Genomic DNA, 25,156 nt, shown 5'->3' with positions numbered 1-25,156 from the left:
TTCGCTGTTCCTACTGTCCGCTGTTCGGTTCCTCGGGGTCCTCCGGCACATCGTCCGTCGGGGTCGTCTCCGGATCCGTCGGCTCGGTGGTCGTCGCCGGATCCGTCGGCTCCTCGGAGGTCGGCGGCGCGGACGTCGGCTCCTTGGTCGTCGGCTTGTCCGAGGGCGTCGGCTCCTTGGTCGTCGGCTTGTCCGAAGGCGTCGACGACGGCTTCTGCGAGACCGTCGCCGTCTGGGCCGGCTGGACCGCGGCGCCCTGGTCGGTCTGCAGGTCGAAGCCGGTGACCTTGCTCGAGACCCCGAAGGTGTACGCCGCCCAGATCTGTGCCGGGTAGCCGCCGCCGTTGATACGGCCGGGTGCCGGGAGGAGGCCGGTGGCGCCGGTCAGGGTGACCTGCGGGTGCGGCGGCTTGGCGGACTCGCCGAACAGGCCGACCGAGGTGACCAGGGTCGGGGTGTAGCCGGTGAACCAGGCCGACTTGTTGTCGTCGGACGTACCCGTCTTGCCCGCGACCTTCTGGCCGTTGCGCTTCGGGTTGTCCCGCACCGAGGTCCTGGCCGTACCGTCGTCCACCACGCCGGTGAGCACCGAGGTGACGGAGTCGGCGGCCTCACGGCTGATGACCTGGTCCCCGATGGGATCCGGGAGATCGATGCTGCGGGTGCTGTGCTCGACCTTCTTGATGATCGTCGGCGTGACCTTCGTGCCGTGGTTGTCGAGGGTCGCGTAGACGCCGGCCATCTCCAGGGGGCTCGCGCCCATGGTGCCCAGGGTCTGCGCCGGCACCGCCTTCAGCCCCTCGGTGTCCATGCCGAGGTCGCCCGCGACGTCGAGCACCTTGTCCATGCCGACATCGACGCCCATCTGCGCGAAGACGGAGTTGACGGACTTGTTCATCGCCGTCTGGACGGTGACGTCCCCGTAGTTCTGGTCGTCCTCGTTCTCCGGGGCGAAGGCGATGTCACTGCCCTCGACGGGCCGCTTGCTCGTGCCGTCGTAGATCGTGTTCGCGGTGATCTCGGTGCCGTCCTGCGTCTCGGCGGAGTGGTCGAGGGCCGCCGCGAGGATGACCGGCTTGAAGGTGGAGGCGGGCTGGTAGTCCCGGCGGGTCGCGTTGTTGATGTAGTGCTTCAGATAGTCCACGCCGCCGTACATCGCGACGACCGCGCCCGTCTTCGGGCTGACCGACACGGCACCGGCCTGCACGTTCCCGTCGACCTTGCGCTTCTTCTCGTCCAGCTTGCCGGTCAGCTGGCCCTTGACCGACTCCTCCAGCGCCGCCTGCTTCTTCTTGTCGATGTTGAGGGTGATGGTCCAGCCGCCGGCCTCGACCATCGCCTCGGCCTGCTTGGCGTCATCGGCGCTGCCCTGGGCGACGAGTTGCTTCTCCAGCGCGTCGTTGGCGGCGTCCACCAGGTAGCCGACCTGGCCGCGCATACCGGCCACGGGCTTGGGCTCCTTGGGCACCGGGAACTTCATGGCCTCGCGCTCGGCCTTGTCCAGCCAGCCCTGCTCGACCATGTTGTCGAGGACGTAGTTCCAGCGGTTCTTGGCCAGCCTCCTGCCTGTGTCGCTGGCGACGGCCCAGGAGTAGTCCTCCGGAGCCTGCATCAGCGCGGCGAGGTAGGCGCCCTGCTCGACGGTGAGCCTGTCGGAGTCGACGCCGTAGTAGTACTGGGCGGCGGCCTGGATGCCGTAGCAGCCGCGGCCGTAGTAGCTGGTGTTGAGGTAGCCGGCGAGGATGTAGTCCTTGTCCTTCTGGCGGTCCAGCTTCAGCGAGATGACCATTTCCTTCAGCTTGCGCGTGACGGTCCGGTCCTGGGTCAGGTAGTAGTTCTTGACGTACTGCTGGGTGATCGTCGAGCCGCCCTGCGTGCCCTTGCCGGAGACAGTGTTGAACACGCCGCGGGCGGTGCCCTTGATGTCGACGCCGGCGTCCTTGTAGAAGGTCTTGTTCTCGGCGGCGACGAAGGCCTTCTGCACGGGCTTCGGGACCTGCGCGAGAGTCACGACCTCACGGTTGCGTGCGCCGTGGCGGGTCAGGAGCGTGCCGTCGCTGTACTCGTAGACGTTGCTCTGCAGCCTGGCTTCGTCGTTCCCGATGGCGGGTATATCGATCATCAGGTACAGCGTGACGAAGGCGCCGATGCCGAGCAGACACATGCCGAAGAACGTGCCGAGGATCTTCTTCCAGGTGAACAGCCTGCGTATGAGGCTCCTGTCAGCCTTGCCGCCCTTGCCGCCCTTGGTACTCCTCCTGGCGGCTGCCCGGCCCTGGCCGGGAGCCGTCGGCGCCGAGTCCATGGCCGCCTGTGCCGAGCGGTTCCTGGGCGCCGCGCGGCGGCCACCACGCTGTCGCGCTCGTCTGTCTTCCGCTCGTCCCATGAGTCGCTTCGCTCCGCTTCCTACTCGGCCGTCACACAGGTTGGTGGCTCGGATCAGCCTCAGAAAGCTAACACCGCCCTCTATGACAAACGGCCTTCGATCCGGTCTTTTACGGGCGTGAGAATCAGCACCCGTTCCAACGGAACCGACGAACAACGGAGGCCGAGGGTTGCCCGGGAGACACCGGTTGCCCTTAAAGTGCTATCACTTAGCTAGACAAGAGCTATGACAGAACGGGGGACACCCATGTCCACGCACGACTCGGCGCACGGCTCCGCGGACACCGCCGACATACCCGAGATGCCCGCGCCCCGCGTACGGGAGTTCACCGCGCACAGCATCGGCGGCGGGCTCGCGCTGCTGCTCGGGCTGTTCGGGCTGCTGCTCGGCGCCGGGACGATCGCGGGCGGCTCGACCCTCACCGAGGAGGGCACCAAGGCCGCGCTGATCGTCACCGGCATCCTGGTCGCCGTCGCCGCCTTCCTCGCGATGTGCGGGCTGAACACGGTGTCGCCGGGCGAGGCGCGGGTCGTCCAGCTCTTCGGCCGGTACCGGGGCACGATCCGCGAGGACGGGCTGCGCTGGGTGAACCCGTTCACCTCGCGCTCGAAGATCTCGACCCGCGTACGCAACCACGAGACCGCCGTCCTCAAGGTCAACGACGCCTACGGCAACCCGATCGAACTCGCCGCGGTCGTGGTGTGGAAGGTCCAGGACACCGCGCAGGCCACCTTCGAGGTGGACGACTTCCTCGAGTTCGTCGCCACACAGACCGAGGCGGCCGTCCGCCACATCGCCATCGAGTACCCCTACGACGCCCACGACGAAGACGGGCTGTCGCTGCGCGGGAACGCCGAGGAGATCACCGAGAAGCTCGCCGCCGAGCTGCACGCGCGCGTGGAGGCGGCCGGAGTGCGGATCATCGAGTCACGGTTCACGCATCTCGCGTACGCTCCCGAGATCGCCTCGGCGATGCTCCAGCGGCAGCAGGCCGGAGCGGTCGTCGCGGCCCGGCGGGAGATCGTGGACGGAGCGGTGGGGATGGTCGAGGCGGCACTCGCCCGGCTCACCGAGCGGGACATCGTGGAGCTGGACCCCGAACGGAAGGCGGCGATGGTGTCGAACCTGATGGTGGTGCTGTGCGGCGACCGGAGCCCGCAGCCGGTCCTCAACACCGGGTCCCTCTACCAGTGACGGATCCCTCCGAGGGGCAGGCCCCTCAGCGTCGGCCGCAGCAGCGCAAGCAGGTGCTGCTGCGGCTGGATCCCGCCGTGTACGAGGCGCTGGCCCGGTGGGCCGGGGACGAGCTGCGGTCCGCGAACGCGCAGATCGAGTTCCTGCTGCGACGCGCCCTCGCCGAGGCGGGGCGCCTGCCGGGCGAGGCCGGCCCGCTGCCTCGCCGTGGACGGCCACCGGGCAGCTGAGAGCCGTGTGGCAGAACCGTGACAATCGGCCACCACCTGCATGTCCGTACCCCGCGCCATGATCTACACACTCCGCGTATACATGTCGCGTATACATGCTGTGTAGAGTGCTGCTCATGTCCATCGGTCACACCCTTCTGGGACTCCTGGAGTCCGGGCCCCGCCACGGCTACGACCTGAAGCGGGCCTTCGACGAGAAGTTCGGTCAGGACCGGCCGCTGCACTACGGCCAGGTCTACTCGACGATGTCGCGCCTCCTGAAGCACGGGCTCGTCGAAGTCGACGGGATCGAGGCGGGCGGCGGGCCCGAGCGCAAGCGATACGCGATCACCGACGCCGGTGTCACCGACGTGGAGCAGTGGCTCGCCACGCCGGAGAAACCCGAGCCGTATCTGCAGTCGACGCTCTACACCAAGGTCGTCCTCGCGCTCCTCACACACCGCGACGCGGCCGACATCCTCGACACGCAGCGCTCCGAGCACCTGCGGATGATGCGGATCCTCACCGACCGCAAGCGCAAGGGCGACCTCGCCGACCAGCTGATCTGCGACCACGCGCTCTTCCATCTCGAGGCCGACCTGCGCTGGCTGGAGCTGACCGCGGCGCGTCTCGACAAACTCGCCGAGGCGGTGACCCGATGACGACTCATCCGGCCGGGTCCCTGCTCGCAGCGTCCGAGCTGCGCAAGGCGTACGGTCCGACGACCGCGCTGGACGGCGCCGAGTTCTCCATACACCCCGGCGAGGTCGTCGCCGTGATGGGCCCCTCCGGCTCCGGCAAGTCGACCCTGCTGCACTGCCTGGCCGGGATCGTGCCGCCCGACTCGGGCTCGATCACGTACAACGGCCAGGAGATGGCCGGGATGAGCGACGCACGGCGCAGCGCGCTGCGGCGGTCCGAGTTCGGCTTCGTGTTCCAGTTCGGGCAGCTCGTTCCCGAGCTGACCTGCGTCGAGAACGTGGCCCTTCCGCTGCGGCTGAACGGCACGGGTCGCAGGGAGGCCGAGCGCACCGCGCTGACCTGGATGGAGCGGCTCGAGGTCGACGACCTCAAGGCCAAGCGGCCCGGCGAGGTTTCCGGCGGTCAGGGGCAGCGGGTGGCCGTCGCCCGAGCGCTGGTCACCAGCCCGCGGGTGCTGTTCGCCGACGAGCCGACCGGCGCGCTCGACTCCCTCAACGGCGAGCGGGTCATGGAGCTGCTCACGGAGGCCGCCCGGTCCACCAACGCCGCCGTCGTGCTGGTCACGCACGAGGCGCGGGTGGCGGCGTACTCCGACCGCGAGATCGTCGTACGGGACGGGAAGTCCCGGGACATGGAGCGGATCGTATGAGTGTCCGCGGGGGGCACCTCCCGGGCGGGCGAAGCCGAGCGTGGGGGAGGTTCCAGGACCTGGGCATGGGCGCCAAGTTCGCGTTCACCGGCGGCCGCGAGGGCTGGGTCCGGGTCCTGTTGACGGCCGTCGGGGTCGGGCTCGGGGTGGCACTGCTGTTGCTCACCACCGCACTGCCGAGCGCGCTCACCGCGCGCAACCACCGCGGAGAGGCCCGTGACGACTTCACGTACTCGGGCGAGGCCATACCGAAGGCCGCCGACACGCTCATCATCGCCCGCACCGACTCGACGTACCGCAGTGACGACGTACGCGGCCGGCTGCTGGAGCCCGAGGGAGCGAAGGCGCCGCTGCCGCCGGGGGTCGCCACGTTCCCCGCGCCGGGCGACATGGTCGTCTCGCCCGCGCTGGACAAGCTGCTGAAGTCGGACTCCGGCAGGCTGCTGCGCGAGCGCCTGCCCTACCACGTCACCGGCACCATCGCACCGTCCGGGCTGATCGGCCCCTCCGAACTCGCCTACTACGCCGGCGCCGACGGCCTGGAGACGCAGCTCGCCGGAGGCTGGGTCGAGCGCATCGACTACTTCGGGCCCTCCACCGGCAGACCCGACGAGTCACTGGACCCCGTCCTGCTCCTGCTCGTCTTCATCGTCTTCATCGTGCTGCTGATGCCGGTCGGCGTGTTCATCGCGGCCGCCGTGCGCTTCGGCGGCGAGCGCCGGGACCGCCGGCTCGCGGCGCTGCGCCTGGTCGGCGCGGACGGACGGATGACCCGGCGCATCGCCGCGGGCGAGGCGCTCTCCGGGGCGCTGCTCGGGTTGGTCTTCGGCACCGGGTTCTTCCTGGCGGGGCGTCAGCTGGCGGGCCTGCTCGAAGTGCGCCAGACCAGCGTCTGGCCCGGCGACCTCAATCCGTCGCCCGCGCTCGCCCTGCTCGTCGCCGTCGCCGTGCCGGCCGCGGCCGTCCTCGTGACGCTGCTCGCGTTGCGCGGAGTCGTCATCGAACCGCTCGGCGTGGTCCGCACGGCCAGGCCCCCGCGGCGCCGGCTGTGGTGGCGGCTGCTGCTGCCGGTGGCCGGCCTGGGACTGCTGTATCCGATGGTCGGACAGGGCAACGCCGATGGCGACTTCAACCAGTGGATGGTGATCGGCGGCACCGTGCTGCTGCTCTTCGGCGTCACCGCTCTGCTGCCGTGGATCGTCGAGGCCGTGGTGGCCCGGCTGAACTCCGGCTCGGTGTCCTGGCAACTGGCCATCCGCAGGCTGCAGCTGAGCAGCGGCGCAGCCGCCCGCATGGTCAACGGCATCGCCGTCGCGGTGGCGGGAGCGATCGCCCTGCAGATGCTGTTCGCGGGGGTCGAGAGCGCTTACACCAAGGACACGGAGAACGACCTCAGCCGGGCCCAGATGATGGTCGACCTGCGCGGGGAGCTGCCCCTGGAGGACGTCGGCCGGAAGTTCGCACGGACCAAGGGCGTGCGCAGTGCGAAGGCCGTCGCGACGACCATGGTCGGGGACCGGGCGAAGAACCCGGAGATCATGCTCGAAGTGACCGTCGGCAGCTGCGCGCAACTGCGCGAGGTGGCGACCCTGAAGTCCTGCCGGGACGGCGAGATCTACCGCGTCCTCGGCAGTGCGTACGACGGCGACACCAGGAAGGCGGCCCAGGCCGGCCGCACGCTGTACTTCCACCCGTCGTACGACGACCAGGGGCACTCCGGGGCGGCCTGGAGGGTACCCGGGGGACTGAGGTCCGCGGCGCCCCGCGAGGACCCCGTCGGCAACATCCGGGAGGGACTCCTCATCACCCCCGGCGCACTGCCCACTTCCGCGACGGCCGGCCTGGAGCAGAAGGTGTTCGTCTCGCTCGACCCGTCGGTGCCGGACGCCCGCGACAACGCGCGCAACACCGCCGCCCGGGTCGACCCGCTGTCGCAGGTGTTCAACATGGCGGCCAGTGAGCAGTCCCAGCAGTTCCGGTCCATCCGCACCGGGCTGTTCGTCGGCGCCACCTGTGTACTGGTCCTCATCGGGGCGAGCCTGCTCGTCTCCCAGCTGGAACAGCTGCGCGAGCGCAAGAAGCTGCTGTCGTCCCTGGTGGCCTTCGGCACCCGGCGCCGCACGCTGAGCCTGTCGGTGCTGTGGCAGACGGCGGTGCCGATCACGCTCGGCCTGGCGCTGGCCTCGGCGGTCGGCCTGACGCTGGGCACGGTGCTGCTGAAGATGACGGACACCGCGGTGACCGTCGACTGGTGGAGCGTGCTGACGATGACCGGCATCGGCGCCACGGTCGTACTGGTGGTGACCCTGCTCAGCATGCCGCCCCTGCTCAGGCTGATGCGGCCGGACGGTCTGCGCACCGAGTAGTGAGCCGCCGGCCCCTCCCCCGTCACGGGGAGGGGCCGCCGCACGCTCAGAGGCTGTACTCCCGCACCACCCGCCGTACCTGGGCGAACAGCATGCCCACGTTCACCGACTTGCGGCAGACGACCACGGCGACCACGTCCTGCTGCTCGTTCATGCGCACGAACAAGTGGGTGAGGTTCTCGCTGTTGACCAGGATCTCCTGGAAGAAGTGGTTGTCACTGCTGATCCCGCGGCGCTCCTTGAAGACGTCCTCGATCATCACGACCGTACGGCCCTGGAACAGGTCGAGGGTCGCTCCCGCCAGCAGGTCCAGGACCTCGGGCGGATGGTTGTCGACCGTCTCGTACGACAGCAGCATGCCGGTGGACATGTCGACCGCGCCCGAGGCGACACAATCGGGGGCGTCGGTACGCAGGGACTTGACCAGGCCCATCACCTGATCGGAGAAACCGGGGGACATTCGCTTCGTCGCCATCCCTTCACACTCCTTCCGTGGCCTTCTCGGTGAGGATCGCGCCGATGCGGTCCAGGGCCGGCTGGGTAGCCGTGTGCAGGCGGTCCACGTCCATTCCCTCGTCGCCGAGCACGACCATCAGGGCGGTGTCGCCGACCGAGTAGAAGGCGGCACAGCCGTGGCTGCCGTACGTCACCGCCCGGCGCAGGGTGCCGCGCGAGGTCGCGTCGGCGGTACGGCGGGCGAGGCCGAGGCCTGCCGCGGCGAGGGCGGCGAGGCCCTCCGGGTCGATGGAGTCGGCGGTGTCGGCGGCGATCAGCAGCCCGTCTGCGGCCGCCACCGCGGTGTCGGTGATTCCGGTGACCTGTTCACGCAGGCCGCGCATTTCCAGTGCCAGGGCTTTGTGGTCCATGCAATCAACTCCCCTTCTTCTGTTCACATCTGTTCGGCTCGTTCATGTCGGATTGCTCATGTCGGATTGCTCATGTCGCTTTCTTCGTTTCGGGATCCGTTCCGCAGCCGGAAGAAGCCGCCGGGCTTCCGGCGGGGCAGGGCGGCCGGTATCGGGGGTGGCGGCGGTGGGGGGTGTTCGGGAGGGTCCGGCTTGCGGTGGCGCACGCCCTCACCGTCGGGGATGGGCCGCACCGGGATCGGCGGGGGTGTTCCGTCGCACTCCAGGAGCCCCTCGCCGAGCATCCGGGCGATCTCGACGGTGACGGTGTAGACCCCCCGTCCGGTGCGGAAGGCGAGGTCCCGGGCGGTGCGGCGGCCGTCGGTGTGGGCGAGCAGCTCGCGTCGGAGCGCGGTGAGCGGGCCGGCTGGCACCGCGACGGGGCGGGGGCGTTCACGGTCCGGGCGTACGGGGCGGGGCAGTCTGGTGATCGCCAACAGCTTGCGGGCCGCGTCCTGCAGCAGTCTGACGGGCGGTTCGCCCACGGCTACCTGCGCGAACGGCTCGGCCGCGAGGGCGCGTTCGCAGTTGTCCACCCGGCCCGCGACGATCGCGAAGACCGCGTCGTGCAGTGCCATCACGCAGACGACCCTGAGCTGCGCCGCCCCCGCGTACCCGTGTGTGATCAGCCCGGCCGCCGGCCAGCGCGCACCGCCGGCCTCCCGCACCAGACCGGCCCACTCCTCGCCGCTGACCCGGCCGGAGCGCAGCAGCAGCGCCTCCGGGCCCGGCGCGCCGGGGCTCTCGACCGCGACGACGAGCCCGCCGCGCAGTTGGAAGGTGCCGCCGGGCGTCCCGGCCACCCGCAGTTCCCCGGTGAACTCCTCGCGTGCGCATGCGATCAGAGCCGACGCGAGCAAGTCGTGACCGAACCGGTCGAGGGGATCTTGAAGGTCCGACATCACTCCCCTTGACCTGTCGCACATACGCCTGACGCGTAACGCTGAGGGAGGAATGTGTATCAGTCCGGGCGCATATTCCGGGCGGCGTCTTCCTACCTGGCTTCACCTGGCGGAAGTTGAAATATCCAGCCGTGCAAAGAGCTGTGTTCGGTGCTCATTTGAACGATTGGTAGTGATGGTTTTCAGGTTCCCTCGTCGAGCACCCGTACGGGCAGCGGGCGCGGCGCCTCGCGCGGTGCGGCGGCCAGTTCCCCGTACTCCGCGCTGCGCGCCGCGCCGGTGCGCACGGCGAGGGCGATGCGCCGGGCGGGGGCGGGGTCGGTGAAGCAGCCGGTGAGGACCCGGTCGTTGCGGGTCGTCCCGACCTTGAGGGCGGCGCGCGGGAGCAGGTCACCCGCGGCCGCCGGCGACGAGCTGGACGAGCGTTCGCTGTTCTACGCCGGAGGTGTGTCCGCCGGCGGCGGAGCCGCCACCGGGGCCGCGTCCGCCACCGTGGCACCCCTGGGTTTGGGCGAGTGCCTCAGGGCCGGTTCCTGGGAGTACGCCCGCAGATAGCCCACGACCGTGTTGGTCACGGCGACCAGCGGCACGGCGACGATCGCGCCGCCGATCCCGGCGACCAGGCCGCCCGCCGCAACCGAAAGGACCACCGCCAGCGGATGAACGCGGACGGCCCGGCCGAGGATGAACGGCTGGAGGATGTGGCCCTCGATCTGCTGGACCGCCAGGACGACCGCCAGCGTCATCACCGCCGTGAAGACACCCTGGGTGACCAGGGCCACGACCACCGCCAGCGCGCCGGAGACAACGGCACCCACGAGCGGGATGAAGGCGAACAGGAAGATGAACACCGCCAGGGGGACGGCCATCGGGACGTCGAGGAAGTAGATGCCCAGGCCGATGAAGATCGCGTCGATCAGCGCCACTATCACCGTGCCGCGGACGTACGCCGTCAGGGTGCGCCACGCGCGCGGGCCCGCGCCCGCGACGCCCGGCCGAGCCGCCGCGGGCACCAGCTTCAGCGTCCACTCCCAGATGCGCCGGCCGTCGTAGAGGAGGAAGAGGGTCGAGAACATCGTCAGGAGGATGCCCGTCAGGGCCTCGACCACGACCGTGACGCCTTCCAGGCCCGCCGATGTGATCGCGTCCGTGTTCGAGCCGATCGCCTCGCGCAGGTTCTTGGCGATCTCGTTGATCTGTTTGTCCGTGACGTGGAAGGGGCTGTTCAGCAGCCACTTGCGCAACTCGTCGATGCCGTCCTGGATTTGGTCGGAGAGGTTGTCGATGTTCTCCATGACCTGCCAGGTCACGAACCACCCGATCAGCCCCATGACGACGAAGCCGAGGACCGCTGTCAACGCCGTGGCCAGGCCGCGCGGGAAGCCGAGCCGTCTGAGCCGCGCCACCGCCGGCTGGAGCAGCGCCGTGATCAGCAGCGCGCTCACGAAAGCGAGGACCACCAGTTGTACGGCGCTGATGACGCGCATCAGCACCCAGACCGTGCCCGCCAGCACGAGCAGCCGCCAGCCGGCCTCGGCCGCGACCCGCACCCCCCACGGCACGGCCTGAGCGGGGTCCGGGCGCGCTGCCACCACGGGCGGGGGATCGGGCAGTGTTTGGACGTGTTCAGCGGGCGCCGCCGGTTCGGCGTCGGCGTCCTCCCGCGCCACCTCGGCGCGACGCTCGTCCAACCGCTCACCCATCTCGGTCAGTCCGGCGCCGAGCCGACCGAGCCACACTGGCACTCGCGACATGATCCGTCCTCTTCCCCCTTCGATCCCCACCACTCCCCCCTGGAGTCGTCGCGTCCGACCGTACAGGGCGAAAGCCCCTCCCCCTAGGACGGGGAGGGGCTGCGCGAGGTTGAGAGCGAGGCCGGAGCCGGGAGTCTCAGTACCAGTTGTGGGCCTGCCAGAACGCCCACGCGTCACAGGGGCTGCCGTAACGGCTGTCCATGTAGTTGAGGCCCCACTTGATCTGGGTGGCCGGGTTGGTCCGCCAGTCGGAGCCGGCGGACTCCATCTTGGAGGCGGGCAGAGCCTGGAAGAGACCGTAGGCACCGGAGGAGGCGTTGACCGCCTGGTAGTTCCAGCTGGACTCGTGGTCCACGATGTTGCTGAAGCACTGGAACTGGTCGCTCGCCACCATCTGCCGCGCCATCGCCTGGATCTGCGCGACGGTGTAGGAGGTCTGGACGGGGAAGTCGGCGGAGCTGCGGCTGGCCGCCTCGGTCTTCGCCTCGGCGCGCTCCTTGGCTTCCTCGGCCGCCTTCTCGGCAGCCTTGTCGGCGGCTTCCTTCTTCTCGATCGCGCTCTGGGCGGCCGCCTTGCGGGCCGCCTCCTCAGCGTCCTTCTTGGCGCTCGCGTCCGCAGCGATGGCCTGGACATTGGCCTGCTGCGTCAGGGACGCGGTCTGCACCTGGACCTGCTGGCCCGCGGGTATGTCCGCGAGGAGCGTCGCGTCGGCTGCCGTCGCCTCGGCGTCGTTGGGCTGCGCGGTGCTGCCCGAGGCAACTCCGACGACGCTACCGACAGCGGTGACCGCCGTGGCCGAAGCCACTGCGAATCCCCGGACCGAAATCCGGCTCACACGGTTTCCTTCCAGCATCGCCCGCTTCGGTGACCCTGGCGGACGCAATCGTGCCCCTGACGCTGGCCTCCCCACTGCGCGGTCACGGGAGGCACGGGCCCGGTGGGCAACTCCCCGAGGGAGGCGCCGCGTGGTGCTCGGGCGGCATACGACGACGCTATGGAGTTGGCTGTGGTGTTTCTGTGGTGCCGTACCGCTGGGGGTACAGGTGTGTCGTATGCGGGGCCTGACAGGAGTGAGACTCTGCCGCAACCGGACGCGCAAGGCAATTCTGCGTTGAGTGTGAAAGCTCACATGCCGTTTGGCCCAGGGGATTTCAAGAAACCGCCGCGCACGCGGACGCCGCCCGGCTAGGCTTTTGGCCTTTGCCGGACGGCGCCAACTACCACGTAACCGACCCTAAATGGGCCGTGGCTCTCAGACCTGCCCGTCTTCCAGCATTTCGGTCACAAGGGCTGCAATCTGTGACCTCTCGGACCGCGTCAGTGTGACGTGTGCGAAGAGCGGATGACCCTTCAGCTTCTCGACCACGGCGACGACACCGTCGTACCGGCCGACCCGCAGATTATCCCTTTGCGCTACATCATGGGTCAGAACGACCCGCGAATTCGCACCGATTCGGGACAGTACGGTCAGAAGTACGTTCCGTTCCAGCGACTGGGCCTCGTCCACGATCACGAACGCGTCATGGAGCGAGCGGCCGCGGATATGGGTGAGCGGCAGGACCTCCAGCATGCCCCGCGCGGTGACCTCCTCGATGACCTCACGGCTGGTGACCGCCGACAGCGTGTCGAACACCGCCTGCGCCCAGGGGCTCATCTTCTCGGCCTCGGAGCCCGGCAGATAGCCGAGCTCCTGCCCGCCCACTGCGTACAGCGGCCGGAAGACCATCACCTTCTGGTGCTGACGGCGCTCCAGGACCGCCTCCAGACCGGCGCAGAGCGCGAGCGCCGACTTGCCGGTGCCGGCCCGGCCGCCCATCGACACGATGCCGACGTCCGGGTCGAGGAGGAGGTCCAGCGCGATGCGCTGCTCCGCGCTCCTGCCCTTGATGCCGAACGCCTCACGGTCGCCGCGCACCAGACGGACGTTGCCCTCGGGCGTGACCCGCCCCAGCGCCTTGCCCCGCTCGGACTGGATCGTCAGACCCGTGTGCACCGGGAGGTCGGCGACCTCGGGCACATGGGCGTGCCCCTCCTCGAAGAGGATGTCCACCTGTTCGCCGCCCAGTGTCAGTTCGGACATTCCGGTCCAGCCGGAGGAGTCCGTGATGGCGAGCTCGGCGCGGTACTCCTCGGCGAGGAGCCCCACGGAGGACGCCTTGATCCTGAGCGGCAGGTCCTTCGACACGACGGTGACGTCGAACCCCTCGGCCTGCAGGTTGCGGGCGACCGCGAGGATGCGGGAGTCGTTGTCCCCCAGGCGGTAGCCGGTGGGCAGCACGCTGGGGTCCGAGTGGTTGAGCTCGACACGTACGGTTCCGCCGAGGTCCCCGATCGGAATGGGGGCGTCGAGACGGCCGTGCCGGACCCGGAACTCGTCGAGCAGACGCAACGCCTGCCGGGCGAAGTAGCCGAGCTCGGGATGGTGCCGCTTGGCCTCCAGTTCCGTCACCACGACGATGGGGAGCACGACCTCGTGCTCGTCGAAGCGGTTCAGGGCGTTCGGGTCGGCCAGCAGGACGCTGGTGTCGAGAACATAGGTGCGCCGGTCTGGCTTGTGGCGCTTTGTGCTGGTCACCACGGAAGGACGTACCCCCTCGGATGAGGTCGGGGAGCGACGGAGTGGAGCTGGACCGGTCGTCGGCCGCCCTGCACGGGCCGAAAACCGGCCCTCCGCTTCTTCGTCCGTGCTGGGACCGCACGGTAGGGCTGGTGCAAAGGGCCTCCCGGGCGGACGGCCCCGTGCCGTCCGCTGAGATCCGACACCCGTGGTTCGGGCGTCGACCTGCTTGGCTTATGCCCTCGAACACGCTCGGCCATGCCAGGGCATATGACGGCGCCCCGGTGAACTCCTTGTTACTTCCGCCCCAAACGGGGTAATCACGAGGCTCCTCGAGCCTCAGCCGCCGTAACGGCGGTGGCGAGCCGCGTAGTCGCGCAGGGCGCGCAGGAAGTCGACCTTGCGGAAGGCCGGCCAGAAGACCTCGCAGAAGTAGTACTCCGAGTGGGCCGTCTGCCACAGCATGAATCCGGACAGACGCTGTTCGCCGCTGGTGCGGATCACGAGGTCGGGGTCGGGCTGGGCGCCGGTGTAGAGGTGGCGGCCGATCATGTCGACGTCGACGGCCTCGGCGAGGTCCTCCATCGAGGCGCCCTTGTCGGCGGCGTCCAGGATCATGGAACGCACCGCGTCGGCGATCTCCTGGCGGCCGCCGTAGCCGATGGCGACGTTGACCACTATCCCGTCGACGTGGGCGGTGGCCTCCTCCGCCTCCTTGAGCGCGGTCTGCATCGGAGGGGGCAGCAGGTCGGGGGTGCCGACGTGGTGCACACGCCAACGGCCGTCCGCGGCGAGGGTCCGTACGACGTCCTCGATGATCCCGAGGAGCGGGCCGAGCTCGTCCTGGGGCCGGTCGAAGTTGTCCGTCGACAGCAGCCAGAGGGTCACGACCTCGACGTCCGTCTCGGAGCACCAGCCGAGGAACTCCTCGATCTTCTCCGCCCCGGCCCGGTGACCGTGCACGGTGGTGGAGCCCGCGGCCTTCGCCCAGCGCCTGTTGCCGTCCATGATGACGCCGATGTGCTTGGGCACCTGAGCGTGGTCCAGGTGGCCTTCCACCCGGCGTGCGTACAGCCTGACCAGCAGGCCGCGCAGCTTGTCGCGCAGGTTCACGTGATTGTCAGCCCCTCCGTACGGATCGGACAGGCGCGGCCCCGGTGCGGCCGGGAGCGGTCCCTGTCCGTATGGCGGTCCGGGGGCTCCGTATGGCTGTCCCCGGAGGCGAAGCCTACCCCTGTGACGCGGACTCACCGCCAACGGATGTCAGGAGGACGGCCGGTGGGGTGCGCCGGGAACGCGCGGCCGCTTGAACCAGAGTCCCGCCGTGCCCTGGCTGAGCAGGACGGCCGCGGCGGCCACGATGCAGGCGAGCAGCAGCCCGAGGCCCGCCACCACGAAGACCACGAGGGCCGCAGGAACCGGACGGGGCGGACTGAGTCGAATGCTCGTTCGGCATGGGCCGGACTCCAGGACCTGATCCACCGGGCTCCAGGGCCTGATCTACCGGAGAGAGCCCGGGTCCGGGCCCGGCACAAGAAAAAACGGGCCGGTCCGTGGGGGGGATACGGACCGGCCCGAGGGGGGGTTTCCACCATAACCCTTTGTAAGGGATGCTGCGCGCATCGGCGCGTCACAACTACTCTCCGAAGTCGGACGGCGACGCGCCGGTGCCCACACGAGGCCCCATTCCGGGTGATTTCATGGCCGAATCGCGGCGGATCCCAGTGGGATCGGGCGGAATGAGGAGTGACCTGGAGGCCTTGATCCCCCTCTGGGGCCCGCTCGGCGACTCGTTCCCGGCCTACTTCCCTCGGGTGACCAGGGCCGCGAACGCCCGCTTGACGCCCCGACACGCCCCGCAGCAGGACATGGCACCGCGCAGCCCCCTCCACTGCGCGGTACCGCCCGCGCAGCTTTGCTCACGCGAATTGCCTTGGTCTGAACTTACGTGACACATGAGGCCTGACGCGACCTACCGGGATAACAATGTGGAAAACACAGACGTCTCACCAGGGAACAGAAGGCGATCCACCCCTCATGGGCGAAAAACACCCATTTGCTACATGTGCGATGGGGAAGAGGCCGGGAAAGAGGACATCAGATGACCTCATTCCGGCCTAGCGTCGCCCCATGACCGTGAGGATCACTTGGGAAGAGGCGAGCGCACGGCGGCTCCAGCGGCAGTTCCTGACCACACCGTCCCCGGCCGGTACACCGGTCGCCGAGGTGACGGCCGCGATACTCGGCGCACATGCACAGGTGATGTCCGCGGCCGAGATGTCGGTGGGGGTGCGGACCGCCGGGGTGACGCGGGCGGACGTACGCACCGCACTGTGGGACGAGCGCTCACTGGTGAAGACACACGGCCCGCGCGGGACCGTGCATCTTCTCGCCGCCCACGAGCTGTCGCTGTGGTGCGCCGTGCTGACCGCGGTCCCAGCCGGCGCGAGCCCCTTCCCGCCCGACGCCCGCCTCACCGAGAAGCAGGCCGAGCAGATCGTGGCGGCGATCGGCGACGCGCTCGACGGTGTGTGTCTGACCGTCGACGAGCTGGGCGAGGAGATCGTCGCCCGCACCGGCGACTGGGCCGGCGACCGGGTGATGCCGGCCTTCCAGGACCTGTGGCCGCGGTGGCGGCAGGTGATGCACCGGGCCGGCCAGGCGGGCGCGCTGTGCTTCGGCCCGAACCGGGGCCGCAAGGTGACGTACACCCGCCCGCCGCACTTCGAACCGCTGCCACCGGCCGAGGCGCTGCGCACGTTCGTACGCCGCTATCTGGGCGCCTACGGACCGGCGACGCCGCAGCACTTCGCCAAGTGGCTGGCCGCTCCCGCGGGTTGGGCCGCAGAGCTGTTCGGGACGCTCGCCGCCGCAGGCGAGATCGAGAAGGTCGGCTTCGCGGACGGGCCTGCCTGGGTGACGGCAGACGACACCGGCTTCCCGGACGTTCCTTTCCGCGGTGTGCGACTGCTGCCCTACTTCGACGCGTACGCCATCGCCGCGCAACCTCGCGAACTGCTGTTCCCCGGCGACGCATGGCAACGGGCCCTGGCCGGCGGACAGGCCGGCAACCACCCGGTGCTGCTGGTCGACGGCGTGGTGGCCGGGGTCTGGCACCAGCGCCGCCAAGGACGCCGTACGACCGTCACGGTGGAGCCGCTGAGCCGCCTGACGGCGCGGCAGGAGCGGGAGTTGGGTGAGCAGGTCGAACGGTTGGGCGAAGTACTGGAGGCGAGACCGGAGTTAGTGATCGGGAAGGTCACGGCCGGGCCGCACGCGTGAGGCGAATCATCTGGATCAGCCCGACTCCGGGACACGTCGTCTGACAGTGCCGGTGAGCGGGGCCTGGTGCGCCGCGTAGGTGCGTGGCAGGCCCCGCGGCCCTTGGGTGATCGGAAAGACACGGCCCGCACGCCTCGCGTCCCCTCCTGCGTCGCCGGTCATGTCACGGCACCAGGGGCCGGACTTCCTCGGCCGTGAAGCGCACAAAGCCCTCAGGGTCGGGCTCGTCGCCGGTGGGCTGGAGGATCACGGTGTCGGCACCGGCGTCCGCCAGCCGCTGGACCGCCTTCGCGACGGCGCCTGCGTCACCGGCGACCCCGAGGCCGGGGACCTGGCCCAGGCCCTCGGCGACCAGCTCGGCGCGCAGCCGGGCGGCGGCGTGGGGCCCGGTGGCGGCGAGGAGATAGACGACCACCCTGTGGGGATCGCCGGTACGGCCGCCCGCCTCCCGCCCCGCGTCGATGAGCCGACGGGCCCGGCGTACGCCGTCGGGCGAGGTGGATGCCGTGAGCACGGTCCCGTCTGCGGCCTCACCGGCCAGCCGCAGCGAGCGCGGCCCGGTGGCACCGGCCAGCACCTCGACAGGCCCCTGCGGCGGCCAGTCGAGAGCGACGTCGTCCAGCTTCACGTACCGTCCGGCCGTCGTGACCCGCTCCCCGCGCAACAGGGCACGCAGCGCGACGAGATGCTCCCGCAGCAACGTCACCGGCGACTCCGCCCGCGCCCCGACCTGCCCCATCCAGTCCTGCACCCCGTGCCCGACGCCGAGGACGGCACGCCCCGGGAACATCCGGTGGAGCGTGGCCGCCTCCATCGCGGTGATGGCGACGTTCCGCAACGGCACGGGCAACAGCCCGACTCCGATCGTCGTGCGCTCGGTCCAGGCGAGGGCGGCGGCAGCGGCGGAGACCCCGCCTTCACGGAAACAGTCCTCCCACAGCCAGAGCTCTCCAAGCCCGGTCTCGTCGGCGAGGCGGGCGACGTCCCGCAGCCGCTCGGGGGGAAGTTGTGGGCGGAACACAGCGCCGAGTCCGGTCATGGGGACTTCCTACCCGTGCCGATCGCCACAGCCAACAGCCTTACTCGTCGCACTTGTTCAGCAGCTTCATGAAGCGCGCCGGCTCATCGCCGTCTACGAGTGAGCGACTCCAGCCGTTCTGGCTCTGCTGCTGCGACAAGTGCCCGCCCCTCCAGTGGAGCGGGCACTTGTCGGCAGCCCTCGCGAGCGGTCAGCGGTTGACGGCCTGGATCTCCTGTACGACGACGTCCTGCGTGGCACCGAAGTTGCCGTCGGGAAGGTCGCCGCCGGCGCCGCCGGTGCCGGTCCACTGGATCTTCCAGGTGACCGTGGCCTTGAGCGGATACGAGCCGTCGCCGGAGGAACGCAGGTACCTCACGCCGCAGGGCGGGGTTTTGTCGGCCTTGCCCTTGGCGTACGGCTCGCCGATGCGGCCGTTGTCGATTTGGCAGACTCCGGAGGCCGGGTAGGTCTCGGCGTCCGCGGTACCCGGCTCGATCTTCAGAGAGACTGGCTCCGCCGTTGCGGTGGCCTCGATACCTATCTCGGGTACCGATGCGGTGACCGAGACCGGCTTGAACTCGGCACCGTCGAGCCACGCCCAGGTCGGGAGGTTGACCTTGGTCGTTTCCGCTGGAGCCAGGGTGACCTCGGTGCCCGGGACGCGGATCTCGGCGTACGCGAGTTCGGCGAGGACCTCCGGGGTGACGGCGTTCTCGATGTCGGCGGGCGGGGCGTCGCCCGTGTCCACCCAGAAGTAGTCCTCGTCACAGGAGTCCCAGCCCGGGGGGTAGCTCTTGTCGGCGTACGAGCCCCACCAGAAGCCCTTGCCGGTCTTGTTTTTGTTGAAGTCCTTCTTGGGGTCTTCCTTGTTGAGGTACTTCTTCCGCTGCTCGGCATCCCACTGGTAGCCCGTCGAGTCGGCCTCCCAGATCGGCTCCAGGTACTTCTGCAGCTGTTCGGGGGTGTACTTCGGGGCATACCAACAGGGAGGCGGCGTCCACGACGTGCTCGACGTGAGCGCGCCCGCGGAGTTGCCGCTGCCGTTCTTCGAACGGTCGAAGACGACGCCTCCGACGGTCACCGAGACGTTGCCGGCTCCGTCGGCGTCGGCCCGCTGTTCCGTCTGACCGTCCGTGCCGCCGTCGAATCCCTTCTCGGCATATGCGGGCCCGGCAGCAGCCAGGATCAGGGCTGCGAGTCCTGAGGCGAGGACCAGGTGGTTTGGCCGGCTCAAGGCTGGCACTTTGCGCTCCCCCTCTGCGATTCCAGACGCTCGGTGACCCAGACGCCGTACTTGTTCTTGCGTAGGGTGCCGGCGTAGATGACGTAGCTGTCCTTCGTCACCGGCGTGACGTCCGTCTTGCCGGTCTTCAGGAACTTGTTGAACGCCTTGCTCTGGTCCTCGCAGTACACGAGGGCAGCGGTGCCGTCACCGTTGACGGTCACGCTCTCGTTGTAGTAGCGGGTCAGACCAGTCGTGCGTGCCTTGTGGTCGACATACTCCTGGATGTACTTCTGGCTGCCGGCGGCGGCCGTGCCCTCGGAGTAGAAGCGGTAGGCCGCATGAAGCGGGTCCTGCTCGGCGATGGCCATGTCCACGGCCTTGATGCGCTGTTCGGCATCGCTGAGCACGGCGTCCTTGTCCGCGTCGCCGCTCTTCGTCCATTCGAACTTGTACGTGACGTCTGACGGCAGCTCGATCTTCGGCCGGTCGGCTGTTGCCGAGGCCGACGCGGTCGGCGACGTCGACTCGCCGCTTCCCGTATCGGCTCCCGCGATCTTGTCGTTGTCCTTGTCCTTGGAGCTGTCATCGCTTCCGCACGCGGACAGCGACAAGGCCGCAGCGGCGGTCAGCGCGATCGCTGCGAGTACGGTGGGGCGGGGGTTCACGGTCGGCTCCTGGTGAGGCGAGGGTTCTCTTGAGCGAACCAACGCTATCCACCGGCATGGAGTCACACCAGGGTCGAGCCTGTCGACCGGCGGGGCGTATGAGGCCAAATGGGCCGTTCGACGGGCCGGTTGGACCGTAACGGTTGAGTAACTCGGCGGTCTGCCGCCCACGCTCCGCGCTGAGCAGGTCGTTCCACTTATGAACAAGCAAAGGAGCCACCGCCAGTCACACGGATGGGGGTGCAACATGGCCGACTAGGAGGTGGCCTGACCATGGGCCGGCGCTGGCGTGACGGTAGCGGCAAGTTGGTCGTTCAGGGGGAGCGGGTGGGTGTTTCCGTTCCGTTGGAGATCGCCGCCTCGTACCGGGCCCGCACCAAGGGGTTGTTGGGGCGTGACTCCGTCGAAGGGGCGATCCTGCTCTCCCCCGCCGGCAGCGTGCACACCTTCCGCATGCGTATGCCCATCGACGTCGCCTACCTCGACCGCAACCTCAAGGTCATCGCGGTGCACACCATGAAACCGGGCCGCCTGGGCCTGCCCCGTCTTCGTTCTCGGCATGTGCTGGAAGCGGAGGCCGGGGTGATGGCGAGCTGGGGAGTGCGGGTCGGGGTGCGTGTGGAGGTCGTCGCGGAGTAGCGAAGGGAGGTCCGACCGCCAGTCCTGGCGGCCGGTTCGGTCCGGTCATGTCGCCGTACGGGGAAAGGACACCTCCACCCTTCGGTTCTTCTTGCGGCCGGCCTCCGTGGCGTTGGAGGAGATCGGGTACTGCTCGCCGTAGCCGCGTACCTCGAAGGTGAGGTCTGGGTTGTTCAGTTCCCGGTCCAGGACGTCCTGTACGGCGTTGGCGCGCTGCTTGGACAGAACGTCCCCGTGGGCGGAGGAGCCGAGGTTGTCCGTGAAGCCGAAGACACGGATCCTCGTCGCGTTCTGGGCGTTGATCTCCTCTGCGATCGCGGCGATGCGTGCCTTCGACTCGGCGCTGAGTCTGGCGCTGTCCTTGCTGAACAGCACCTCGGCCTGAAGGGCGAACTTCACGTCCGCGTTGGTGTCCTCCCTGCGTTCGTCGCCGCTCTGCTCTTCCACGACCTGCTTGATGTCGAGGACCTTGGGCTCGGCGAGGGTTGCGCCTTCGGGGAGCTTCAGGTCGGGGTCGTTGCCGTCAACCTCGACGGGGGCCGAGGCGGTCGCTTCGGTGCCCGGGGGGACGCTGGGGGTGTCGTCGGCGTGGGCAAGGGTTGCGCCGGCGAGGAGAAACGAGGTTGTGGTGAGGATCAGGGTGAGGCGCGTGTGGGTCATTGGTGGCCTCATCCTGAGATCCGGATGGGGGCGGCGGCGAATGACGGCAGTTGGAAGGTGACCTCTGCGATGTCGGCAGGGGGCGCGGGGAACTGCATGAAGACGGCAACGGTCTCACCAGCCTTCACCGTCGAGAACCCTGTGGTTGTCAGGGGGCGGCCATCCGTGTCGCGCAGCACGTAGTACCGCTTTTTGCCCTTCGAATCCACGAGCGTGGCGCCGCCGAGTGACCTGCCGTTCCTGATGATCTCGGTCTCGTTGCCACTCAACGCAGCGGGAATCGCGACGCCCTTGGCGCCGTCGTTCTTCAGGCTTCCGTTCACTGTGACGAATCCGCCGGAATCCCGCTCGGCGGAGGTGATCTGGAGGACGAGTCCGTCGGGACCCTTCAACTCGGCCAGAGGCGCTTCCGACTGGCCCTCCTGAACACTCGGCCGAGATCCGCTCCCCTTGGACGCGGACGCCGAACTCTCCGGCTTCTTGTCGTCGTCTCCCCCACCACCGCAGCCGGCCACACCGAGGGCCAGCCCGACCGCGACCGTCAACGTGACCATCGCCCTGCGGGCCTTCGCAGTGAACCGAATGCTCATCACTCTGCTTCCTTCATCCCTCGTCGTTCGCTTGTCAGTCGGCCAGATGGACGTCGAAGAGGTCCTCGGGCTCCGGGAGATCGGTGAGGTCGTCGGGATCCAGTTCCCAGTCCCGGTCCTTGCAGGTGAGCTCCGGCAGTACGTCGTCCCCGGAATCCTCTCCTGGGAGCTCGAACGTGCAGAGCGATTCGATCACGGCTGTGGCGGAGGCGGCCGAGTGCGTGTCCTCCGTGCCGGGGACGATGGACTCGCCGACGGCCTCCTCGGTCTCGACGTCGACCGTGTAGCCCAGAGGCCGCGGCTGCCCCGTACAGCCTTCAACTCGGGCTTCGTTCTGCGCCGCCAACTGGGTTGCACGCCAGCACCCGTCGAGTATGGCCCCGTCACCGTCGAGGAGATCCTGCCACTTTGCCGGATGGAGTACGTTCTTCACCCATTCGTCTGCAAGCTGCTCACGAGTTTCCTGCGCGGCCGCGAGCGCGCCCGCATCGGCCGCCGTCTGAGCCCCGTTGCGATTCGCGGCGGCCTGGCCGACCGCAAGGTATGCGAACGCGAGAAAGAGCAGACCCGCCACCACCGTGATGTAGATGGGGAAGGCCTGCCCTGCGTCGCCGCACCTGCGGCGCCGCATCAGCCGCCAGTGACCTCGGCGATCTTGGTCGTGATCGCGTCGAAGATCGTCTGCCCGATGTCCGTCCCCGTGATCGCCAGCACGATCGCCACCACCACCGCGATGATGCCCAGGTACTCCACCGCGGTCTGGCCCTTGTCGTTGCGGGCGGTGCGGGACTGGAGGTAAGTGACCGTGGCGTTGATCCAGTTGCTCATCGTGTTTCCCTCCGGGGGGCCGGCAAGTCTCTGCAGCCTGGGAAACGTACGCCGGATCCTCCGGTTCGGCAGAGGGTCCCAGGGCCCAATTCCGGGCCCAATCGGGGGTCATGCCCGGCCTCGGCGTGGCGTCGGGGCCGTGCCGAGCCACTTGGCGGCGGCTTCCGCGCGGCTGGCGCTGTGGAGTTTGGCGAAGATGCGGTTGATGTGGTTCTTGACCGTCTTCTCGCTGATGAAGCAGGTGGCGGCGATCTGCTGGTTGTTCATGCCCGATGCGATGTGGTCCATGATCTCCGCCTCCCTCGCGCTCAGTTGGAACAACGACGTGTCGGGAGTGGCCGGACGGCCACTTGTCCACCCAGACGACGACTGTCCCACATCTGGTTGCATTTGCGAAAGGTTTTGCGGAGGAACGGGTGAGGCGAGGACGGGTGGACGGCTTAATTGCGCTGGTGAGGGTGGCTGTTGGGGGGAGGAGCGAGAAGGGCGTTCGGCTGGTTGTTCGTATGCAGTCGCATCTGGTGCTCCCAGGTCATCGGGTAGCGGGGGGCCGCTCGGGGTCCGGCGGAGTCGAGTCAGCAGGGCGTCCGCCGCCGTGGGGGTGAAGTGGGCGCGGCCCTGCTTGACGTCCCGTACGGCCGTGACCAGTTGGTCCACGGTGAACTCTCCGTGGACCAGGTAGCCGCCGGCCCCTCTGCGCAGGGCCTCCTCGACCGTCTCCGGCTCGCCGCTGTACGTGAGCATCACGACCGGGGCTATGCGCACCAGGTGCGGGAGCGCCGAGATGCCGTCCACGCCCGGCATGCGCACGTCCAGGAGGATTACGTCAGGGGCGTGCTGGTGGGCCGCCTCACAGGCCTCGCGTCCGTCCGCTGCCTCCGCAACGACCGTGATGTCCGGGCGGCTGGAGAGGAGGGCCGTGAGACCCGCCCGGACGACCGGGTTGTCGTCGGCCACCACGACCCGTAGGGGGGTGGGGGGTGCGGCCGACGGCAGGGCGGGGGGCGGAGTGGGGTGGTGCGTCACCTGGTGCATCTGGCGGCCTCCTCTCGGGTCGTGGGGTGTGCTCATTTCAGGGCCGCCAGCGGGAGGTCCAGGCGGATCTCCGTACCCCGGGGGTGGTCTCCGCGGCCCATCCGGATGTGGGCTCCTGCCGACGCTGCCCGTTCGACCATCCCGACGAGGCCGAAGTGACCTGTCCTGCGCAGCTGTTCGAGCGTTGTGTCCGGGGGCAGGCCGCGTCCGTCGTCGTACACGCTGATGCGGAGCAGGTCGCCGTGGACGCCCGCGCTGACGTCGACTCGGGTGGCGTGCGCGTGGCGGTGGGCGTTCTCCATCGCCTCGGTGGTGATGGTGAGGAGGTTGCGGGCCACTGCGGGCGGGACCGGGGGGCCTGCCGTCCGCTGGCCAGTGGGGGTGTACGTGGCCGGGAGCCCGGTTCGGGTGGCGAAGTCCCGGGTGCGGGCTGCCAGTTCCTTCAGTACGTCGGTGGTGTGAGCCGGGTCCGACTCGCGGCGCAGGTCGGTCAGGAGTTCGCGGGACTCCGCGGCGGCTCGCCGGGCCGAGCGGGCCACCAGTTCGGCCTGTTCCCTCACCACGGTCGGGTCGATCCGGTCGGCGCCCGCCGAGGCGGCCAGGCCGGCCGCGGCCAGCGCCACGCCATGCAGTGTCTTGGCGACGGAGTCGTGCATCTCGCGTGCCAGGCGGGCGCGTTCGGCGCTGACCGCCTCCGTGACGGCGAGCCGGGCCTGCACGGCGGTCAAGGCCTGCGTGGCTTCGCCGAAGCGGAGCATGAGGTTGCGCAGGGTCGAGCCGACGGCACCGGTGATGACACACAGGCCCGGGAGGAGGAGGGACTCGGCGAGGCCGGAGTTCTGGTCCTCCAAGGTCGCGTGGACGAGGAGGAGGATCAGCGACTGGAGCGAGGCGAAGACGGCGGCGCCTCGCCAGCTGTAGACGATGCCCGCGAGCAGGGGCGTGCAGACGCTGACGTACGCGAGGGTCGTGTCCGGGCCTGCGGAGATCAGGAGCAGGGAGCCGAAGAGGGTGTCCACGGCGAGGAGGGTGGGGTGGCGGAGGAGCAGGGGGCCGAAGCGTTCCCAGTCCCTGAAGAGGGCGTACGAGGCCATGAAGGTGACGATTACGGCTGCGCTGACCAGGCGGGTGCCGAGGCCGGGGGCGGCGTTGAGGAGGGCGGCGGGGGCGGCTACGGCGATCATGGCGAGACGGAAGCCGAAGACCTGGCGGCACATTGCCTGTAGGGCATTGATCTGGAGGGGGATGGGGGTGCGTCCGGGAGCGCGGGCGGGTGCGGGTGGGCTCAGGGGGACCCGGCCTTCGGCGGCCGGGTTTGCGTCTCCACCCGCAGCACGTGTGCGGCAATCGTCGTCGGGTGCGGGTGGCCCCGGTGGGGGTTGAGCACCGTCGGCGGCTGTCAGCCCGTCCACGGCCATCCAGCGGCCGGCCGGCCGCGCCGGCGGCGGGGCGGCCTTCGCCGTCCGCTCCCCCGGCGCCTTCAGCCCGTCCGCCTTCAGCCCGTCCGCCTTCAGCCCGTCCGCCTTCAGCCCGTCCGCCTTCAGCCCGTCCGCCTTCAGCCCGTCCGCCTTCAGCCCGTCCGCCTTC

The 25,156-nt window shown here is 69.3% G+C and carries 25 protein-coding genes and 1 pseudogene; 7 read left to right on the top strand and 19 right to left on the bottom strand.

What is annotated here, in order from left to right; genetic code table 11:
- Positions 1-10: 10 nt before the first annotated feature.
- Positions 11-2,386 (bottom strand): transglycosylase domain-containing protein, encoded by a 2,376-nt coding sequence (locus ACZ562_RS28355; RefSeq protein WP_471184666.1) that lies wholly within the window; start codon positions 2,384-2,386, stop codon positions 11-13.
- Positions 2,387-2,632: 246 nt separating this feature from the next.
- Between ACZ562_RS28355 and ACZ562_RS28350 the strand changes: the two genes are divergently transcribed.
- The 5 genes from ACZ562_RS28350 (at position 2,633) to ACZ562_RS28330 (ending at position 7,506) form a co-directional block, all read left to right on the top strand.
- The gene (locus tag ACZ562_RS28350; RefSeq protein ID WP_471184664.1) at positions 2,633-3,580 is read left to right on the top strand and encodes an SPFH domain-containing protein; all 948 of its coding nucleotides are present in this window, start codon (positions 2,633-2,635) and stop codon (positions 3,578-3,580) included.
- Positions 3,526-3,810 carry a type II toxin-antitoxin system antitoxin gene (locus tag ACZ562_RS28345; RefSeq protein ID WP_471184661.1) on the top strand — a complete coding sequence of 95 codons (285 nt, stop codon included), beginning with the start codon at positions 3,526-3,528 and terminating at the stop codon, positions 3,808-3,810. Before ACZ562_RS28350 ends, ACZ562_RS28345 begins: the two co-directional genes overlap by 55 nt.
- Positions 3,811-3,926: 116 nt before the next feature.
- Positions 3,927-4,451 carry a PadR family transcriptional regulator gene (locus ACZ562_RS28340; protein ID WP_471184659.1) on the top strand — a complete coding sequence of 175 codons (525 nt, stop codon included), beginning with the start codon at positions 3,927-3,929 and terminating at the stop codon, positions 4,449-4,451.
- Positions 4,448-5,140, top strand: coding sequence for an ABC transporter ATP-binding protein (locus ACZ562_RS28335; protein ID WP_471184657.1), 693 nt, complete (start codon positions 4,448-4,450; stop codon positions 5,138-5,140). Before ACZ562_RS28340 ends, ACZ562_RS28335 begins: the two co-directional genes overlap by 4 nt.
- Before the next feature lie 65 nt (positions 5,141-5,205).
- Entirely contained in the window at positions 5,206-7,506 is a 2,301-nt protein-coding gene (locus tag ACZ562_RS28330) for an ABC transporter permease (protein WP_471184654.1), read from the top strand.
- 46 nt (positions 7,507-7,552) lie between these two features.
- On the opposite strand, the gene ACZ562_RS28325 is transcribed toward ACZ562_RS28330, so the two are convergent.
- From ACZ562_RS28325 to ACZ562_RS28285, 9 genes and pseudogenes are all read right to left on the bottom strand, one after another.
- A complete protein-coding gene (locus ACZ562_RS28325) occupies positions 7,553-7,981 on the bottom strand; it encodes a hypothetical protein (protein WP_471184652.1) in 429 nt (142 codons plus the stop codon).
- 4 nt (positions 7,982-7,985) lie between these two features.
- Positions 7,986-8,372, bottom strand: coding sequence for a roadblock/LC7 domain-containing protein (locus ACZ562_RS28320; protein WP_471184649.1), 387 nt, complete (start codon positions 8,370-8,372; stop codon positions 7,986-7,988).
- A gap of 56 nt (positions 8,373-8,428) precedes the next feature.
- A complete protein-coding gene (locus ACZ562_RS28315) occupies positions 8,429-9,313 on the bottom strand; it encodes a MarR family transcriptional regulator (protein ID WP_471184648.1) in 885 nt (294 codons plus the stop codon).
- A 182-nt stretch (positions 9,314-9,495) separates the two neighbouring features.
- Positions 9,496-9,742: pseudogene (locus ACZ562_RS28310) on the bottom strand (hydrogen peroxide-inducible genes activator); the annotation flags it as partial.
- A gap of 5 nt (positions 9,743-9,747) precedes the next feature.
- On the bottom strand, positions 9,748-11,067 hold the full coding sequence (locus ACZ562_RS28305; RefSeq protein ID WP_471184646.1) for an AI-2E family transporter: 1,320 nt from the start codon (positions 11,065-11,067) through the stop codon (positions 9,748-9,750).
- A gap of 136 nt (positions 11,068-11,203) precedes the next feature.
- On the bottom strand, positions 11,204-11,920 hold the full coding sequence (locus ACZ562_RS28300) for an aggregation-promoting factor C-terminal-like domain-containing protein (RefSeq protein WP_471184643.1): 717 nt from the start codon (positions 11,918-11,920) through the stop codon (positions 11,204-11,206).
- A 399-nt stretch (positions 11,921-12,319) separates the two neighbouring features.
- Positions 12,320-13,645 carry a PhoH family protein gene (locus ACZ562_RS28295; protein WP_471184641.1) on the bottom strand — a complete coding sequence of 442 codons (1,326 nt, stop codon included), beginning with the start codon at positions 13,643-13,645 and terminating at the stop codon, positions 12,320-12,322.
- Positions 13,646-13,963: 318 nt separating this feature from the next.
- Complete coding sequence (locus ACZ562_RS28290) at positions 13,964-14,737, bottom strand: isoprenyl transferase (protein WP_471184639.1); 774 nt, start codon at positions 14,735-14,737, stop codon at positions 13,964-13,966.
- Positions 14,738-14,887: 150 nt separating this feature from the next.
- Positions 14,888-15,028 carry a hypothetical protein gene (locus ACZ562_RS28285; RefSeq protein WP_471184636.1) on the bottom strand — a complete coding sequence of 47 codons (141 nt, stop codon included), beginning with the start codon at positions 15,026-15,028 and terminating at the stop codon, positions 14,888-14,890.
- Positions 15,029-15,754: 726 nt separating this feature from the next.
- Here ACZ562_RS28285 and ACZ562_RS28280 point away from each other — a divergent pair.
- Positions 15,755-16,906, top strand: coding sequence for a winged helix DNA-binding domain-containing protein (locus ACZ562_RS28280; protein ID WP_471184634.1), 1,152 nt, complete (start codon positions 15,755-15,757; stop codon positions 16,904-16,906).
- Between the two features lie 163 nt (positions 16,907-17,069).
- On the opposite strand, the gene ACZ562_RS28275 is transcribed toward ACZ562_RS28280, so the two are convergent.
- From ACZ562_RS28275 to ACZ562_RS28265, 3 genes are all read right to left on the bottom strand, one after another.
- Positions 17,070-17,945, bottom strand: a complete 876-nt coding sequence (locus tag ACZ562_RS28275; protein ID WP_471184631.1) for an LLM class flavin-dependent oxidoreductase — start codon at positions 17,943-17,945, stop codon at positions 17,070-17,072.
- Between the two features lie 190 nt (positions 17,946-18,135).
- On the bottom strand, positions 18,136-19,170 hold the full coding sequence (locus ACZ562_RS28270) for a hypothetical protein (protein ID WP_471184629.1): 1,035 nt from the start codon (positions 19,168-19,170) through the stop codon (positions 18,136-18,138).
- Positions 19,158-19,817, bottom strand: a complete 660-nt coding sequence (locus ACZ562_RS28265) for a hypothetical protein (RefSeq protein ID WP_471184626.1) — start codon at positions 19,815-19,817, stop codon at positions 19,158-19,160. The genes ACZ562_RS28270 and ACZ562_RS28265 overlap by 13 nt, the downstream gene beginning before the upstream one ends.
- A 273-nt stretch (positions 19,818-20,090) precedes the next feature.
- Between ACZ562_RS28265 and ACZ562_RS28260 the strand changes: the two genes are divergently transcribed.
- The gene (locus ACZ562_RS28260; RefSeq protein ID WP_471184625.1) at positions 20,091-20,456 is read left to right on the top strand and encodes a DUF192 domain-containing protein; all 366 of its coding nucleotides are present in this window, start codon (positions 20,091-20,093) and stop codon (positions 20,454-20,456) included.
- A 45-nt stretch (positions 20,457-20,501) separates the two neighbouring features.
- Here the strand turns inward: ACZ562_RS28260 and ACZ562_RS28255 are convergent, their stop codons facing one another.
- From ACZ562_RS28255 to ACZ562_RS28230, 6 genes are all read right to left on the bottom strand, one after another.
- Positions 20,502-21,116 carry an OmpA family protein gene (locus tag ACZ562_RS28255; protein ID WP_471184622.1) on the bottom strand — a complete coding sequence of 205 codons (615 nt, stop codon included), beginning with the start codon at positions 21,114-21,116 and terminating at the stop codon, positions 20,502-20,504.
- Between the two features lie 8 nt (positions 21,117-21,124).
- A complete protein-coding gene (locus tag ACZ562_RS28250) occupies positions 21,125-21,706 on the bottom strand; it encodes a hypothetical protein (protein WP_471184620.1) in 582 nt (193 codons plus the stop codon).
- Between the two features lie 34 nt (positions 21,707-21,740).
- On the bottom strand, positions 21,741-22,337 hold the full coding sequence (locus tag ACZ562_RS28245) for a pilus assembly protein TadG-related protein (RefSeq protein WP_471184617.1): 597 nt from the start codon (positions 22,335-22,337) through the stop codon (positions 21,741-21,743).
- Positions 22,337-22,534, bottom strand: coding sequence for a Flp family type IVb pilin (locus tag ACZ562_RS28240; protein WP_471184615.1), 198 nt, complete (start codon positions 22,532-22,534; stop codon positions 22,337-22,339). The genes ACZ562_RS28245 and ACZ562_RS28240 overlap by 1 nt, the downstream gene beginning before the upstream one ends.
- Before the next feature lie 108 nt (positions 22,535-22,642).
- Positions 22,643-23,569, bottom strand: a complete 927-nt coding sequence (locus tag ACZ562_RS28235) for a response regulator (protein ID WP_471184612.1) — start codon at positions 23,567-23,569, stop codon at positions 22,643-22,645.
- A gap of 32 nt (positions 23,570-23,601) precedes the next feature.
- Positions 23,602-24,987 (bottom strand): sensor histidine kinase, encoded by a 1,386-nt coding sequence (locus ACZ562_RS28230; protein ID WP_471184816.1) that lies wholly within the window; start codon positions 24,985-24,987, stop codon positions 23,602-23,604.
- Positions 24,988-25,156: the final 169 nt, after the last annotated feature.

It is taken from the genome of Streptomyces sp. NPDC040410 (assembly GCF_055595715.1).
This window is presented reverse-complemented; position numbering and strand designations above follow the sequence as displayed.

Coding starts and splice junctions, on each gene's coding strand:
- ACZ562_RS28315 (WP_471184648.1), bottom strand. CDS start 9,313: ATGTCGGACCTTCAAGATCCCCTCGACCGGTTCGGTCACGACTTGCTC.
- ACZ562_RS28300 (WP_471184643.1), bottom strand. CDS start 11,920: ATGCTGGAAGGAAACCGTGTGAGCCGGATTTCGGTCCGGGGATTCGCA.
- ACZ562_RS28355 (WP_471184666.1), bottom strand. CDS start 2,386: ATGGGACGAGCGGAAGACAGACGAGCGCGACAGCGTGGTGGCCGCCGC.
- ACZ562_RS28340 (WP_471184659.1), top strand. CDS start 3,927: ATGTCCATCGGTCACACCCTTCTGGGACTCCTGGAGTCCGGGCCCCGC.
- ACZ562_RS28325 (WP_471184652.1), bottom strand. CDS start 7,981: ATGGCGACGAAGCGAATGTCCCCCGGTTTCTCCGATCAGGTGATGGGC.
- ACZ562_RS28350 (WP_471184664.1), top strand. CDS start 2,633: ATGTCCACGCACGACTCGGCGCACGGCTCCGCGGACACCGCCGACATA.
- ACZ562_RS28260 (WP_471184625.1), top strand. CDS start 20,091: ATGGGCCGGCGCTGGCGTGACGGTAGCGGCAAGTTGGTCGTTCAGGGG.
- ACZ562_RS28230 (WP_471184816.1), bottom strand. CDS start 24,987: ATGGCCGTGGACGGGCTGACAGCCGCCGACGGTGCTCAACCCCCACCG.
- ACZ562_RS28335 (WP_471184657.1), top strand. CDS start 4,448: ATGACGACTCATCCGGCCGGGTCCCTGCTCGCAGCGTCCGAGCTGCGC.
- ACZ562_RS28250 (WP_471184620.1), bottom strand. CDS start 21,706: ATGAGCATTCGGTTCACTGCGAAGGCCCGCAGGGCGATGGTCACGTTG.
- ACZ562_RS28330 (WP_471184654.1), top strand. CDS start 5,206: ATGGGCGCCAAGTTCGCGTTCACCGGCGGCCGCGAGGGCTGGGTCCGG.
- ACZ562_RS28235 (WP_471184612.1), bottom strand. CDS start 23,569: ATGCACCAGGTGACGCACCACCCCACTCCGCCCCCCGCCCTGCCGTCG.
- ACZ562_RS28320 (WP_471184649.1), bottom strand. CDS start 8,372: ATGGACCACAAAGCCCTGGCACTGGAAATGCGCGGCCTGCGTGAACAG.
- ACZ562_RS28280 (WP_471184634.1), top strand. CDS start 15,755: ATGACCGTGAGGATCACTTGGGAAGAGGCGAGCGCACGGCGGCTCCAG.
- ACZ562_RS28275 (WP_471184631.1), bottom strand. CDS start 17,945: ATGACCGGACTCGGCGCTGTGTTCCGCCCACAACTTCCCCCCGAGCGG.
- ACZ562_RS28255 (WP_471184622.1), bottom strand. CDS start 21,116: ATGACCCACACGCGCCTCACCCTGATCCTCACCACAACCTCGTTTCTC.
- ACZ562_RS28245 (WP_471184617.1), bottom strand. CDS start 22,337: ATGCGGCGCCGCAGGTGCGGCGACGCAGGGCAGGCCTTCCCCATCTAC.
- ACZ562_RS28240 (WP_471184615.1), bottom strand. CDS start 22,534: ATGAGCAACTGGATCAACGCCACGGTCACTTACCTCCAGTCCCGCACC.
- ACZ562_RS28305 (WP_471184646.1), bottom strand. CDS start 11,067: ATGTCGCGAGTGCCAGTGTGGCTCGGTCGGCTCGGCGCCGGACTGACC.